The following is a 14503-nucleotide window of genomic DNA, read 5'->3' as shown; positions in this document are numbered from 1 at the left end:
GCAATCTGGCGGCTAAATCGCGAATTACCGATCATCGGATCCCGCAAACGCGCTGCTTGCGCTACAATCCGCGCCGATTTCGACTTGCCTGAGAGCCCATTCCAATGTCCGTCTGCCAGACTCCTATCATCGTCGCCCTGGATTACCCCACTCGTGACGCCGCACTGAAGCTGGCTGACCAGTTGGACCCCAAGCTTTGCCGGGTCAAGGTCGGCAAGGAACTGTTCACCAGTTGCGCCGCGGAAATTGTCGGCACCCTGCGTGACAAAGGCTTCGAGGTGTTCCTCGACCTGAAATTCCACGACATCCCCAACACCACCGCGATGGCGGTCAAGGCCGCCGCCGAAATGGGCGTGTGGATGGTCAATGTGCACTGCTCCGGCGGCTTGCGCATGATGGCTGCGTGCCGTGAAGTGCTTGATCAGCGCAACGGCCCCAAGCCGCTGCTGATTGGCGTGACCGTGCTGACCAGCATGGAACGTGAAGACCTGGCCGGCATCGGCCTGGACATCGAGCCACAGGAACAAGTGCTGCGCCTCGCAGCTCTGGCGCAAAAGGCCGGCCTTGATGGCCTGGTGTGCTCGGCCCTGGAAGCCCAGGCATTGAAGACCGCCCACCCGTCGCTGCAACTGGTGACCCCGGGGATTCGTCCGGCGGGCAGCGCCCAGGACGACCAGCGTCGCATCCTGACGCCGCGCCAGGCCCTGGACGCCGGTTCCGATTACCTGGTGATCGGTCGCCCGATCAGCCAGGCGCCCGACCCGGCCAAGGCGCTGGCGGCGGTGGTTGCCGAGATCGCCTGACTGAAGCGGCCACGGTCTCTGTGGGAGCTGGCTTGCCTGCGATAGCATCGCCTCGGTATCACTGAAACACCGAGTCGCCTGCATCGCGGGCAAGCCCGGCTCCCACATTAACCGGGTGTGCAGAACGATCTGCGGTGTGTCAGCTGACTTTCAGCACCAACTTCCCAAAGTTCTCACCGTTGAACAGTTTCATCAGCGTTTCCGGGAACGTTTCCAGTCCTTCGACGATATCTTCCTTGCTCTTGAGCTTGCCCTGCGCCATCCAGCCGGCCATCTCCTGCCCGGCAGCGGCAAAGTTCGCCGCGTGGTCCATCACCACAAACCCTTCCATGCGCGCCCGATTGACCAGCAATGACAGGTAGTTGGATGGCCCTTTGACGGCTTCCTTATTGTTGTACTGGCTGATTGCACCGCAAATCACCACGCGGGCTTTCAACGCCAGGCGGCTGAGCACGGCGTCGAGGATGTCCCCGCCGACGTTATCGAAATACACGTCCACGCCTTTCGGGCATTCGCGCTTGAGGCCGGCGTGCACGTCTTCGTTCTTGTAGTCGATGGCCGCATCAAACCCCAGCTCGTCCACCAGGAACTTGCATTTGTCGGCGCCGCCGGCAATGCCCACCACGCGGCAGCCTTTGATCTTGGCAATCTGCCCGGCAATGCTGCCCACCGCACCCGCCGCGCCGGAAATCACCACGGTTTCGCCGGCCTTGGGGGCGCCGGTGTCCAGCAGGGCGAAATAGGCGGTCATGCCGGTCATCCCCAACGCCGACAAATAGCGCGGCAACGGTGCCAGTTTCGGGTCGACCTTGTAGAAACCTCGCGGCTCGCCGAGGAAGTAATCCTGCACGCCTAGGGCACCGTTGACGTAATCCCCCACGGCAAATTTCGGGTTGTTCGAAGCGATCACCTTGCCTACGCCCAGGGCGCGCATGACCTCGCCGATTCCTACCGGCGGAATGTAGGATTTGCCCTCGTTCATCCAGCCACGCATGGCCGGGTCCAGGGACAGGTATTCGTTGTGCACCAGCACCTGCCCGTCCTGGGGCGTGCCCACCGGCACTTCCTGGTAGGTGAAGGTGTCCCGCGTGGCAGCGCCGACCGGGCGTTTGGCGAGCAGGAATTGGCGGTTGGTCTGGGCAGTCATGGCAGGGACTCTTGGGAAATGGACCTTGAGTGATAGACCCTTCGGGCCGCAGCGGCAAGGTACGCGGCAGCTGCGAATGCCCGTCGATCCACTCTGATGATAGTGAGGCCGGTGGTGTTATCACTGCGGCTCATGGGTCGCCAACCGGGCGTTTGATAGTGCTGACGCGCCCATGGAGGCTCTGGCTAGACTGGGGTCATCCAGCATCCATCGAAGGACATCCCCATGAGCATGACATTTTCCGGCCAGGTCGCCCTGGTGACCGGTGCGGCCGCCGGCATTGGCCGCGCCACCGCCCTGGCGTTCGCCGCTGAAGGCTTGAAAGTCGTGGTCGCCGACCTGGACGTGGCGGGCGGCGAGGGCACTGTGGCGCTGATTCACCAGGCCGGTGGCGAGGCGGTGTTTGTGCGCTGCAATGTCACCCTTGAGGCCGACGTGCAGCAGTTGATGCAGCAGACCGTGGCCACCTATGGCCGGCTGGACTATGCCTTCAACAATGCCGGGATCGAGATCGAAAAGGGCAAGTTGGCCGACGGCAGCCTGGATGAGTTCGACGCCATCATGGGGGTCAACGTCAAGGGTGTGTGGCTGTGCATGAAGTATCAGTTGCCACTGCTGCTGGCCCAGGGCGGTGGTGCCATCGTCAACACCGCGTCGGTGGCCGGGCTGGGGGCGGCGCCGAAGATGAGTATCTACGCCGCGTCCAAACATGCGGTGATCGGCCTGACCAAGTCGGCGGCGATCGAGTACGCGAAAAAGAAAATCCGCGTCAACGCGGTATGCCCGGCGGTGATCGACACCGATATGTTCCGCCGTGCCTATGAGGCCGACCCGCGCAAAGCTGAATTTGCCGCCGCCATGCACCCGGTCGGGCGTATCGGCAAGGTCGAGGAAATCGCCAGTGCAGTGCTGTATCTGTGCAGCGACGGCGCGGCCTTCACCACGGGCCAGGCCTTGGCGGTGGACGGCGGTGCGACCGCCATTTAGGACCTGATGCTGATTCCATTCAGAAAAGCGTTGTAGGTACTGTGGGGCTTTTCCGCAGGTGGCCAGATGCCTTGGCTGAATGTGTATCAGTAGGTAAATAATTCAATTAAATCAATGATTTAATAAATCTTCGTGACGGCTGTCACTGAGCTTCTGTGCTTAACTGGTTTGGGTTAAATGACAACAGTTTAGGTGAGTGGCTCATGGATTTAGGGATCGATCGACAAGCCCTTGTACCGGTAGTGCAGCAAATCGTCAGTGGGTTGGCGGCCTGGATTCGCGAGAGCGGGGTCGGCCCCGGGACGCGGTTGCCCTCGGTTCGGCAACTGGCCCACGAGAACCTGCTCAGCCAGTCCAGCGTGATTGAGGCGTTCGAGCGGATGGTTGCCCAGGGCGTACTGGTTTCGCGTCAAGGCGCGGTTTTTTTTGTGGCCCAGCCACCCGCCGAGCGCGGGCTGAGTAGCGAAAACCAATGGTATGAGGGCGCCGAGTCCGGCTGGGGCGCCTTCGTCGATAATCAGCTGGGTGAACTGAAACTGGGGTGCGGCTGGCTGCCGGACACCTGGCGCGAAAGTGCTGACATCAGCTACGCGATCCGTGAAGTCACCCGCACCGATACTGCCGCCGTCTTCAACTACAGCACCCCGCTGGGCCTGCCAGCCCTGCGGGAACAGTTGCTCAAGCGCCTGACTCACATTCACGTGGCGACGCGGGTCGAGCATATCCTCACCACCCAGGGCGCGAGCCACGCCCAGGACCTGCTGATCCGCACGCTGCTCAAGGCCGGCGACACCGTGGTGGTGGAGAGCCCCGGGTACGGCAACCTGTACCGTCTACTGGCGTTTCATGGCATCAAGTTGCTGGAAGTGCCCCGCACACGTGGCGGTCCGGACCTGACGGCACTGGAGGCGCTGTTGCGTGGGCATCGGCCCAAGTGCCTGTTCATCAACAGCCTGTATCACAACCCCACCGGTACCAGCCTGTCCCCGTCCGTGGCCGAGCGCTTGTTGCAGCTGGCCCACTCCCAAGACTTCTTCATTGTCGAGGAAGACGTGTATGGCGACCTGCAACATGCCACCTGCACCCGGCTGTCGGCGTTGCCCCACGAGGACCGGGTGATCTATATCTCGAGTTTCTCCAAGACCCTCAGCAGCGCCCTGCGCGTGGGGTATCTCACCGCCAGCGGGGCGATCATCGCGCAACTGGTCAAGGTCAAGACTTTGACCGGCATCGGCACCTCGCGGTTTGCCGAGGCGGTGGTGGCTGCGTTGCTGGCCAACGGCACCTACCGCAAGTGGGTGCAACGCCTGCGCCGACGCCTGGGCACGGAGATGGCCATGACCCTGCAGGTGCTGGAAGACGAGGAGTGGGAGGTGTTTGCGGTACCTGCCGGTGGCATGTTTGTGTGGGCCCGCCCTGGCGTGGGCGACCGTTCGACGTTGCAGGCACGGGCCCGCCGCCTGGGGGTATTGCTGTCACCCGGGGCGCTTTTCAGCCCGACGGGCGAACACAGTGACTGGCTGCGGATCAACGTGGCCTATGCTGCTGACCAGCGTGCCCTCGCGCTGTTCAAGGCGATGGGTCCGGCAGGATCGACCTCCACCATTCTGAAAACGACGAGGATGTAGCTTTTTGCCATTATTGTGGCGCCAAATGCTTGTGTTCAGTGCCCCGGGGTTGCGAATCTCGCTGCATCGAAACCGGGCTTGATGGCATTCGCCATTGCAAGAGGACTTCAGTGCAATGATTTCTGCCGTGCAACGACGTTTTGCCAACCTCGGTATGGCAAAGAAACTGAGCTTGGGCTTCGCCTTGGTGCTGCTGTTGACGGCGCTGGTGGCGGCGATTGGCGTGTGGTCGCTGCAAACCGTTGGTCAGCGCTTCGAGGGGCTTAAAGCCATGTCGGCGCTCAACAGTGGCCTGCTCAAGGTGCGCTTGATCGAGCAGGACTACGCGTTGCATGCCGACCCCAAGTCGGTGGACGCCTTGCACGAAAGTGTCGACGCGTTGGCCGCCCAGGCGGTGATTCTCAAGGGCCAGTCGCCCGCCAACGTCCCGGTGATGACCGACGTCGAGCAGGCGCTGGTGGCCTATCGCAAGGCTTTCGATGAGTTTGTCGAACTGACCCAGACCAAGGACCTGGCACTGGAGATGGCCAGTTGGTCGGTCTCCAGTGTGGCCAACAACCTCGATGTGCTGCAGGCCGGGCTGGCGGACGATGGCGCCTATGGGCTCAAGGAAAGCCAGGGCAAGGAAGGCGCCGAATTTATCGAGCAGGCCGGGCAGGTCAGCCAGGTCTCGCGCCTGATGCTGCAAGCCATGAACGAAGCGCACGTGCGCCTGGACCAGAGCCGCAAGGGCGATGACGAGAACGCCGAGCAGGGCAAGATCGAGCAGGCCGACCAGGCCCTGGCCCAGGTCGAACAGTTGAAAACCTCGGTCAAGGACTCCGGCTATCAAACCGTGCTTAACGAAGTGTCGGGGCATATCGCGGCCTTCAGCGAAAAACTCGGCGAATACACCGGCCTGCTGGCCCAGGAAAAGGTGGTCTACAAGCAACTGCACGAGCGTGCCGCCGAGGTGGTGACGCGGGTCAATCAGGCCTACGACGCAGAAGACCTGTCGATGCAGGCGCAATTGAAGAAAAGCGCGTTGCTGATTATTGGCTCTTCAGCCCTGGCCTTGCTGGTGGGGTTGATTGCCGCGTGGATCATTACCCGGTTGATCGTTGCACCGCTGCGCAGCGTGATTGCGGTGGCCCAGCAGATTGCTGCCGGCGACCTCAGCGGGCGCATGGAGGTCAGCCGCCGCGACGAGATGGGCCAGTTGATGCTCGCGATGCAACAGATGAGCGGTGGCCTGAGCAGTATGGTCAGCGGGTTGCAGGCGGGTATCGAACAACTGGCCAGTTCTGCCCATTCGCTGTCCAGTGTCACCGAGCAGACCAATATCGAGGTCAGCAGCCAGAAGGAAGAAACCGAGCAGGTGGCCACGGCGATGAACCAGATGACCGCCACTGTGCACGATGTGGCGCGTAACGCCGAAGAGGCGGCGCAGGCTGCGCAGACGGCGGACGACAAGGTCGACAGCGGCCAGCAGGTGGTGCGCCAGAGCCTGCAACGTATCGAGTTGCTGGCCAATTCCGCCACCTCCGCCAGCACCAGCATCGAAAGCCTGAGTGCGGAGATCCAGAATATCGGCACCGTGCTTGAAGTCATCAAAAGCGTGGCCGAGCAAACCAATCTGCTGGCGCTGAACGCGGCCATCGAGGCGGCGCGGGCCGGCGAGCAGGGCCGTGGTTTTGCCGTGGTGGCCGATGAGGTGCGGGCACTGGCCAAGCGCACCCAGCAATCCACCGAAGAAATCGAACGGCTGGTCAGCACCTTGCGCAGCTCGGCGCAGTCTTCAGTGCAGCAGATCAAACAGAGCGGCGAGTTGGTCAAGCTGGCGGTCAGTGATGCCCTGGAAACCGAAAGCGCCCTGGGCAGCATCGCGGCGGCGGTGTCGTTGATCCAGCAGATGAACCAGCAGATTGCCGCAGCGGCCGAACAGCAAAGCTCGGTGGCCGAGGAGATCAATCGCAGCGTCACCAGCATCCGTGCCAGTGCCGATCAATCGGCGTTGAGCATGCAGGGCAACGCGGCGTCGAGCATTGAGCTGGCGCAGTTGGGCACGGAGCTGAAAGGGATGGTCGGGCACTTCCGCCTTTGATCACCGCAGGCATGCGGTGATCAAAGGGCAGGGCGGTCAGGCGTTGTTGGCGAGGAAGGTCAGCAGGGCTTCATTGACGAAGTCGGGGTTTTCCCGGCTGGAGATATGCCCGGCGTCTGGAATCAACGTCAGTGTGCAGCCGATCAAGGCTGCCATCTCTTCTGACTCGGCGGGCGGGCGTGGCTTGTCTTGCTCCCCGCACATCACCAGGGTGGTATCGGCGTCGAGGCGCGAAAGCTGCTCCAGTACATCGGCGCGGCTGAAGATAATCCGGCCCAGGGGCACGATGCTTTGCAGCAGGCGCTCTTTCGGGAAGGCCTTCAGTGCGTTGCGAAAGTCCTGGTACAAGGCCGATTCCCGGTCGATGCCGGGCCGGAAAAAGATTGGCGCCACCACATCCAGCAGCGGTTCCGGAATGACGCCGGCGTCCTCGATCATCTTGAACAGCGAAAAATAGTACTGGCGAGTGGCTTCCGGCTCGGCGCCCAGGTGTGTGTCCATCAGCACCAGGCTGTTGACCCGCTCAGGGGCCAGCAGCGCCAGGCGTGCGCCCCACATGCCGCCGACGGACAAGCCCACGAGGTTGACCTGGGTAATGTCCAGGTGATCCAGCAGGGCCAGGTGCTGGCGTGCGAGGTCGTCCAGGGACGCGGTGTTTGCAGGCAGTGGGCCGGACTCGCCGTGGCCCCATAATTCGGGGACGATCACGCGGTACTGTTGCGAAAGGGCTTCGATCTGCGGCGCCCACATCTGGCTGTCCCACAGGTAGCTGGAACCGAGGAGAACGGCCGGGCCGGTGCCCTGGTCGAGGTAGTGCAGCGGTTGTCCATCGATAAGCACGACAGGCATGGCGAGGCCCTTTTCGTTAACGGAGAGAGGGGCCTTTTTTACGCTACTCGCGGGGCGGGGGATAGGTGCAGAGTGATGGCACTGCGGAAAATACTGGCAGTGCCACAATGGTCTCTTTTGCCAAGGGGCAGGCGGATCAGTCGTAGATGGCTTTCTTCTTCCAGTCCGCATCCGCATCCACCACTTTCAAGCCTTCGGTCAATTCGTTGACCTCGTCTTCAGCCGGCTGGATGTTGGTCAGCACCATGGAGTTGGCGCGGGCCAGTTGTTTCTCGAGCAATTGCAGTTGCTGGCTATACACCACCGGCTCCGGCTGTTTGCGCAGGTACTGCGCGCCGCGTTCGAACGCCAGGCGTGCCTGGCCTGGCTGACCCTGTTGCAGCGCGTGCTGGCCCAGGTTGTTGAAGAACTCGATGTGCAGCAGCACCAGGATGTGGCGGATTTCCTTGATCCAGTGCTTGGCTTCATTGGTCGGCAGGAAGCCGTCCTGGGCCGCACGGGTCACTTGGCCATGCAGTGCTTCCAGCAGGAAACGTACATCCTTGGCCTTGGCTTCGGTCTGGATCGGGCTGGGCGGATTGTTCACCGGGATCGATTCGCCCTGGGCTACCAGTGCGTTGAGCTCGGTGATGCGCGCCTTGAAGGATGCATTGGACTTGTCGAGGTTCAACAGCCGCTGATTGACATTGAGCTCCAGGCGGGTCAGCAGCAACTTGAGCCGCGGCGTCATCAACTGCCCCGGGAACGTCTCGGTGATTTCACCGCAGCGACGCAGCCGGTCATTGAGTTCGATCCGGGTCCGGTTCTTTTCCAGCTTATTGTTTTCCACCACGTGGTTCATGTAGCCAATGGCGATCAGTATTACGATCCCGGCTATTACCAGCAGGGTGATCATGAGTGGTGTCACCGGTGTGACCTCTTTATGGGGTTTGCGTTGAAGTGTAGTGACTGGGGCACTGGCCGGATAGGACTGAGCGACCAGTTGCGTCAGTAGTTTCTTCTATATGAGTAGGCAGTCCCTGCGTAGATGCACATTGCCATCATTTGCTGTGGCGAACTATAGCGCCTTGTCGAACGCCAGAATATAGGCGTCAAAGCCTGGACGGCGAGAAACCCCCGCAACCCCCGTAAACCACGGCGAAGTCATTGATTTAAATAAATTTATCCTTGGGGGTTGACGACCTCCCAATCCATCCATAGAATGCGCGCCACTTACAGCGTAAAGCACACAGCGAAACGCGGTAGGGAGTGAATGTTGTACGTGTGTCCCCTTCGTCTAGTGGCCTAGGACACCGCCCTTTCACGGCGGTAACAGGGGTTCGAGTCCCCTAGGGGACGCCATATTGCGGGAATAGCTCAGTTGGTAGAGCACGACCTTGCCAAGGTCGGGGTCGCGAGTTCGAGTCTCGTTTCCCGCTCCAAATTTAAGCAGTGTTGCTTTCGGGCGACACTGAGTGAAACCAGGGCATGATCTTAGGATCTAATCTCTGGGCACTGAAACACACACCATGTGTTTCAGTAGCGTGTCCCCTTCGTCTAGTGGCCTAGGACACCGCCCTTTCACGGCGGTAACAGGGGTTCGAGTCCCCTAGGGGACGCCATTTGCGGGAATAGCTCAGTTGGTAGAGCACGACCTTGCCAAGGTCGGGGTCGCGAGTTCGAGTCTCGTTTCCCGCTCCATATTCAACGAAAACGCCGATCAGCAATGATCGGCGTTTTTGTTTGTGCGTTATTTGTGGGCCGGGACGCAACGTCTCGACCCACGCTGCGCCCGGAACCCTAGAAATTATCCATCGCGTGGCACATCGACAGCCTTCCCGACGGCGTTGGTTCAATCGGCGTCCAGCGTTCAGCACCCTTCGCCAGCTCAGCAAGCTCGAATGAGCAACTCCCGGACATTGACGCTCGCACCATGTAGTCCATGCCGGGCTTGGGGATAAAGGTCATGGTGTTGAAACATTGCCGGCCATATTGCGGCAACCCAAGGTAATGAAAGGCAATGGGCGTGTTCGCCGGAATCACCTGTTCGGACGACACCGCACCGTCCCAGGTGTAAATCGGCCCCGGCATCCCCAGGCTTGCGCCATTGCGGTCGGCGAAGCCGGATTTGGCTGACACCATCACGCCAGCGCCGGGAACATTCCAGTCCAGGCAATCGCGCCCGGGCACTGCGCGCACCATGCCGTCGCTGATAATGCGCAAGCGGGCCGTCTCGGCAGACGGCGGTGCTGTATAGGCGGTGTTGAGGGAGCGGACGTTATATACCTGGCCACAACCGCTGAGAAAAACCAGGAGCAGGGCGGGAATTACACGTAAGGTTCTCATGGCTGGCGGCAGTTCTGGCTGACCGACAGATGCGGCGCGGGCTCAAGCTTGACCATCTGCAAGCCATTAGCACCCTGGAAGATAAAATATTTGTTGCGACAATCCTTGAACGCCTCCGAGTAACCCTCAGCGCGGAATGCTTCCCCGTCGATCTTCCTGGTCACCGTATTGTTGCGGCTGACCACGGCAAGCACCTGCTCATAGCTCTCGCCCATCTTCACCCCGGGCTCACCGGTGGTGGTCATCGAATTGGCGCAGCCGCCAAGCCCGATGGCCGCCCAAACCAGCGCGGCCCCATACAGTCCATTGCGTGTGTTGTTCATCCCTGCTCTCCCTCCATGAGTTATGCAGGGTTGGTCAGCGCAAAGGCGAAAAAGTGCAACCTGGATATCTGGCGATGTGATATTGCCCGCAAAGCCATGCCATTTGCGGGCAACAGCTTAAGGTTTGCCCGGATGCGGCTGCGGGTACTCACTCGTCACTTCCAGTGCCTTGGCGTACGGCCCGTCCCACAGCTGTTCGTGTAAATCTCCCACACGCTTGGCCATCGCTTCACTGCGCATCACCACTTCCAGGTTGCGCGAGTTATCGAAATAACCCCCCAGCCAGTTACTGGTGCCCACCCACGCCACTTGCCCATCGATCTCCATGGTCTTGCTGTGGATCACCCGCGCATAAGGAATGAATCCTTGCTTGGCCTCGGGCAGCGTGACGATCTTGACCTCGACATTCGGCAGCACTGCCAGGCTTTTCAGGTACGGCAATTCCAGCGCTTCGGTGTTCCAGTTGGACACCATCAACTTGATCGACACCCCTCGGGCCGCCGCCGCACGCACCGCGTTGTCGATCATCGCGTAGTAAGGCCGGGTTCTGTCAGGCCCGTAGGAGAGCGGCGCGTAGTCCAGCAGTTGCACCCGCACTTCCTTTTTCGCCTCGCCCAGCAGGCGTGGCAGTTCCAGCTGTGAATCACCCACACCCGGCGGGTTGTAGCGCTGTGGGCTGGCTACCAGGTAGTTGCCGGTGCGCGCAGGTAGAGCGCCCGCTGCGGGCAGGGGCACAGGCTTGTTGTCGGTCAGTGCCGCCTGGGCCTGCCAATCCTGGTCAAAGATGGCCTGGGTCTGGGCGACGACGTTGGCATCACTGATCAACAGTCCCGTTTCGTGGATATGCTCCAGGGAGCGCCAGTCGAAATTCTGGCTGCCGATAAACGCCTGCTTGCCGTCCACCACCATGTATTTGGCATGGATGATCCCGCCGCTCAGCTTGCCGTAGGACAGGATGCGGAAGGTCAGGTTGGGAATCGCTTTCAGGCGTTCCAGGGTGGAGGCTTCCGACAGCCGCACGCCTTTTTCTTCCAGCAGGAAGCGAATTTTCACCCCGCGTTTGCCGGCGGCTTCCAGGTGTTCAATCACCGTGTCCATCACCGAGCCGGGATGGTCCGCCGCGTAGAACTGGCCGATGTCGATCCGGCTTTTCGCGCCGTCGAACAGCCCGATCCACACCGGGCCTGGTTGGCGCAGGTCTGCGGTTCCCAGTTGGGTGTCCACCGGCACGGTGTGCACCAGCTCAAACCCCGGAATTGAAAAGTCCGCCTGGGCAAGCGGACTGAGGAGCAGGCCTGCGAGGCCGGCGATACGGAACTTCAGCGATATGGACATAGGCGTCTCATCGGGCAAAAAGAAGGGGCGGGCGCGTGCTGCGCCCGCCCCGGGAAGGTCACGCAGTGCGGGTGTGCAGCGGCGTCGGCACCAGGTGCGGCACTTCACCCTGTACGCGGGCACCGGTTGCGGCGCGGATCAGCAGGATTTTCAGCTGGTCGTTGATGCGCTCCAGGCTGTCCTGGAAGAAGTTGTGGAACACCACGCAGAACAGCGCGATGGCGATACCCAGGCCGGTGGCGAACAAGGCCGTACCGATGCCACCGGAAATCTGGCCCGGGTCGGACACGCCGGCACTGGCCAGCGCCTTGAAGGTGTCGATGATGCCGAGGATGGTGCCCAGCAGGCCCAGCAACGGCGCGGCGGTGGTGATGGTCTCGATGATCCACAGGCTGCGGGACAGCGGCGCGCGGGTCTTGAGGTACTGGGTTTCGATTTCGTCGTCCAGGTCCTTGCGCGAACCATGGGAAGACTTCTGCGCGAGGATCGGCAGCACCATGTTCAACGGCAGGCTGTCGCGGCGGGTCAGGTTTTGCGGCAGGTCGCGTTCGCTGTGCACGTTGGCGCCGAGCACTTCAGTCAGCGCGCGGGCCTGGCGGCGCACGTAGGCGAAGTAGATGCCCCGTTCGATGGTGATGAAGATCGCAATCGCCAGCGCGGCGTACATCACATAAAAGGTGATTTGGTGAAGCAGGTTCATGTCCATGATTCTGAGCCTCGCAGTTAGAAATTGGCTTCAAGGGAAACGGTTACGGTGCGGTCCAGGCCAACGATGTAAGCCGGGTCGCCATCGCGGAAACCGCTGTAGCTCGCCGAGTTGGTCTTGGTGGTGTACACGCCGTCCAGGTACTTCTTGTCGAACAGGTTGTCGACGTTCAGGCGCAGGGTTGCGTCCTTGACCACTTTCTTGTCCACCGGCAGGTAGATACCGGCGCCGAGGTTGAAAATGGTGCGGGCGGAGATGGCTTCGTCGTTGGTCAGGTCGCCGTAGAGCTTGCTGGTGAACTTGCCGCCGAAGGTGCCGTAGAAGCGCCCGTCGTCATACCCGATGTTTGCCGCGAGCATGTTGGTCGGCACGTTGGCGAACTGCTTGCCACTGGTGGGCAAGACGATCGGCTTGCCGGCGCTGTACACCGTCAAATCGTCCTGCTGCTTGGAACTGGTGTAGGTGTAGGACGTGTAGTAGTTGAAGTTGTGCGGCAGCTTGCCGCTCCACTCCAGCTCCAGGCCTTTGTTGATGACGGTGCCGGCGTTGATGTCGGCCGAATCACCGTTGCTGTCCAGGGAGGTCAACTGGCGATTCTTGAACTGCATGTAGAACAGGGTGGCGGCGAGGGTGCTGTCTTCGCCGGTGTAGCGCCAGCCCAGTTCCTGGTTCCAGCTGAGTTCCGGCTTGGAGTCGAGCGAACCCACGCCCTTGTCGTACAGCACGTAGTTCTGCGGAATACGCATGTTGCGCGACAGGCTGTAGAACAACTGGTCACGCTCGTCGATCTGGTATTTCAGGCCGGCGTTGGGCAGCAATTTGTTGTAGGTCTGGTCGGCTTTGCCCGGTTGCTCGGTGAGGCTGCCGTGGTTGGTGCCTTCACGTTCGACATTCATGTAGGCAAGGCCGGCGATCAGGGTCCAGTCCGAATTGATGTACCAGGTGTCCTGGGCCCAGACTTTCTGCGCCGGGGTCACGGTATAGCGGTCGCGACCTTGTACGGTGTTGCCGTTGGCGTCGACCACGGAGTTGCCGTCAGGCCAGGTGTCGCTTGGCTTGCCGTTGTTCTTGAGGGCAATGAACGGTTGGGTCTGGCTTTGGCGGGCGCGTTCGTACCAGTAGCCGAATTGCAGGCTGTGGTCGCCCAGGTCCCAGTTCAGCTTGGTGGTAATGCCCGGGCGCCAGGTCTGGGTGCGCGAAGGGCGGTAGTAGACGCCGGTCGTCGCGGAGCCGTCGGCGTTGTATTGAGCCTGCGTCGGCAGGTTGCCGAGGTCGAACACGCCGCCCTTGTTCGAGCCGCTGTTCAGCGCGTAGGCGGAGGAGCCCACGCCGCTGCCGTTGCCGTAGTAGTAATACGGGATCACCGAGAGGGACAGGTTGTCGCTCAATTTGTACTGGGTGTTGAGTACGGCGGTGAAGGTCTGGAACGGGTTCTGCGCCAGGTCGTAGTAGCTGCTGATCTTGCCGTTGGAGCCCACCGCCGGTGTCGCCGGGTACGGGTCGTACTTGCGGCCATACTGCTGGAACTGTGACTTGGTCAACTGGCTGTAACTGTTGTTGTCCTGCTCGTGGTACTTGAGGATCAGGTTGGCGGTGTTGCCGTTGCCGGCGTCGAAGAAGCTGTTCCACTCCACCTTGTCCGCGCGCACGGCACCCGAGCCGCGCCACATCTGGCCTTCCGTGTGGGAGGCCGACAGCCAGTTGCTCAGGCCGTTGACTTCACCGGTGTTGAGGCGGGCAAAGGTCTTGCGGGTGGCGTTGCTGCCGACCACTTGCTTGACGAAGGCACCGGTTTCCTTGGTGGGGCGAATGGTCACGATGCCGATGTTGCCGCCGCTGGAACCGATGTGCGGGCCGTCGGCTTCCGACGAGCCTTGGGTGACGAAGATCTGGTCGATGTTTTCAGGGTCGCCCAACAGGTTGGAGTACAGCGCGTAGTTGCCGGAGTCGTTGATCGGCATGCCGTCCACCGACATGCCCACCTGGTCGGAGTTCATGCCGCGCATGGTGAAGCGGAAACCCGAGAGGCCGGTGTTGTCTTCGCTGGAGATGTTCAGGCCCGGCGTGTACTTGAGCTTGTCGATCGCGTTGCCGGTGGCGGTCTGTTTGTCCAACGCTTCCTTGGTGATGGTCGAGCGGCCCTTCGCGCTCTCTTCCTGGACCATGTAACCGCCCCCCGCGGTTGCCTTGCCCTGTACCCCAATAGTCCCGACGTCACTGTCGCTGGTGTCTGCCATGACCACTCCATGGGTCATGCTCGTCGCGGCAACGAGTGCCAGATGAATCCGGGTGAACTTCATCACTGTCGTCCTGGTGG

12 protein-coding genes, 4 tRNA genes and 1 pseudogene are annotated in these 14503 nt (G+C 61.2%); 9 read left to right on the top strand and 8 right to left on the bottom strand.

Going from position 1 to position 14503, the window contains the following annotated elements; genetic code table 11:
* Window positions 1–104: 104 nt before the first annotated feature.
* Window positions 105–803 carry an orotidine-5'-phosphate decarboxylase gene (pyrF, locus tag V3W39_RS11010; protein WP_330212631.1) on the top strand — a complete coding sequence of 233 codons (699 nt, stop codon included), beginning with the start codon at window positions 105–107 and terminating at the stop codon, window positions 801–803.
* 139 nt (window positions 804–942) lie between these two features.
* On the opposite strand, the gene V3W39_RS11005 is transcribed toward pyrF, so the two are convergent.
* The gene (locus tag V3W39_RS11005) at window positions 943–1950 is read right to left on the bottom strand and encodes an NADP-dependent oxidoreductase (RefSeq protein ID WP_330212630.1); all 1008 of its coding nucleotides are present in this window, start codon (window positions 1948–1950) and stop codon (window positions 943–945) included.
* Between the two features lie 225 nt (window positions 1951–2175).
* On the opposite strand from V3W39_RS11005, the gene V3W39_RS11000 reads away from it, so the two are divergent.
* From V3W39_RS11000 to V3W39_RS33760, 4 genes and pseudogenes are all read left to right on the top strand, one after another.
* The gene (locus V3W39_RS11000) at window positions 2176–2937 is read left to right on the top strand and encodes an SDR family oxidoreductase (protein ID WP_003217185.1); all 762 of its coding nucleotides are present in this window, start codon (window positions 2176–2178) and stop codon (window positions 2935–2937) included.
* A 203-nt stretch (window positions 2938–3140) separates the two neighbouring features.
* Window positions 3141–4565 carry an aminotransferase-like domain-containing protein gene (locus V3W39_RS10995; protein ID WP_177042746.1) on the top strand — a complete coding sequence of 475 codons (1425 nt, stop codon included), beginning with the start codon at window positions 3141–3143 and terminating at the stop codon, window positions 4563–4565.
* Between the two features lie 115 nt (window positions 4566–4680).
* Window positions 4681–5739 (top strand): annotated as a pseudogene (locus V3W39_RS33765) (HAMP domain-containing protein); the annotation flags it as partial.
* The gene (locus V3W39_RS33760) at window positions 5731–6648 is read left to right on the top strand and encodes a methyl-accepting chemotaxis protein (RefSeq protein ID WP_371317286.1); all 918 of its coding nucleotides are present in this window, start codon (window positions 5731–5733) and stop codon (window positions 6646–6648) included. The pseudogene V3W39_RS33765 and the gene V3W39_RS33760, both read left to right, overlap by 9 nt.
* 36 nt (window positions 6649–6684) lie before the next feature.
* Here the strand turns inward: V3W39_RS33760 and V3W39_RS10985 are convergent, their stop codons facing one another.
* Together V3W39_RS10985 and V3W39_RS10980 are read right to left on the bottom strand one after the other, a co-directional pair.
* On the bottom strand, window positions 6685–7497 hold the full coding sequence (locus V3W39_RS10985) for an alpha/beta fold hydrolase (protein WP_177116061.1): 813 nt from the start codon (window positions 7495–7497) through the stop codon (window positions 6685–6687).
* Between the two features lie 136 nt (window positions 7498–7633).
* Entirely contained in the window at window positions 7634–8392 is a 759-nt protein-coding gene (locus V3W39_RS10980; protein ID WP_177042743.1) for a hypothetical protein, read from the bottom strand.
* Between the two features lie 370 nt (window positions 8393–8762).
* On the opposite strand from V3W39_RS10980, the gene V3W39_RS10975 reads away from it, so the two are divergent.
* From V3W39_RS10975 to V3W39_RS10960, 4 genes are all read left to right on the top strand, one after another.
* Window positions 8763–8838 (top strand) — tRNA-Glu (locus V3W39_RS10975).
* Between the two features lie 4 nt (window positions 8839–8842).
* Window positions 8843–8918 (top strand) — tRNA-Gly (locus V3W39_RS10970).
* A gap of 104 nt (window positions 8919–9022) precedes the next feature.
* A tRNA-Glu gene (locus tag V3W39_RS10965) sits at window positions 9023–9098 on the top strand.
* Between the two features lie 3 nt (window positions 9099–9101).
* Window positions 9102–9177 (top strand) — tRNA-Gly (locus V3W39_RS10960).
* Window positions 9178–9276: 99 nt separating this feature from the next.
* Here V3W39_RS10960 and V3W39_RS10955 read toward each other — a convergent pair.
* The 5 genes from V3W39_RS10955 to V3W39_RS10935 all read right to left on the bottom strand — a co-directional run bounded on the left by V3W39_RS10955 (window position 9277) and on the right by V3W39_RS10935 (window position 14486).
* Window positions 9277–9822: a hypothetical protein gene (locus V3W39_RS10955; protein WP_177116060.1), complete on the bottom strand. Its 546-nt coding sequence runs from the start codon at window positions 9820–9822 to the stop codon at window positions 9277–9279.
* A complete protein-coding gene (locus tag V3W39_RS10950; protein ID WP_177079825.1) occupies window positions 9819–10145 on the bottom strand; it encodes a hypothetical protein in 327 nt (108 codons plus the stop codon). The genes V3W39_RS10955 and V3W39_RS10950 overlap by 4 nt, the downstream gene beginning before the upstream one ends.
* 117 nt (window positions 10146–10262) lie before the next feature.
* Window positions 10263–11480, bottom strand: coding sequence for a phospholipase D-like domain-containing protein (locus V3W39_RS10945; RefSeq protein WP_330212628.1), 1218 nt, complete (start codon window positions 11478–11480; stop codon window positions 10263–10265).
* A 58-nt stretch (window positions 11481–11538) separates the two neighbouring features.
* Window positions 11539–12186, bottom strand: a complete 648-nt coding sequence (locus tag V3W39_RS10940; protein WP_177079827.1) for a MotA/TolQ/ExbB proton channel family protein — start codon at window positions 12184–12186, stop codon at window positions 11539–11541.
* A 17-nt stretch (window positions 12187–12203) separates the two neighbouring features.
* Window positions 12204–14486: a TonB-dependent receptor gene (locus V3W39_RS10935; RefSeq protein WP_177079828.1), complete on the bottom strand. Its 2283-nt coding sequence runs from the start codon at window positions 14484–14486 to the stop codon at window positions 12204–12206.
* Between the last annotated feature and the right edge of the window lie 17 nt (window positions 14487–14503).

The sequence above is a fragment of the Pseudomonas sp. Z18(2022) genome, from assembly GCF_036346535.1.
Taxonomy (GTDB): domain Bacteria; phylum Pseudomonadota; class Gammaproteobacteria; order Pseudomonadales; family Pseudomonadaceae; genus Aquipseudomonas; species Aquipseudomonas yamanorum_A.
Note: the sequence above shows the minus strand (reverse complement) of the source record. Positions and strands in the feature narration are given on the sequence as shown.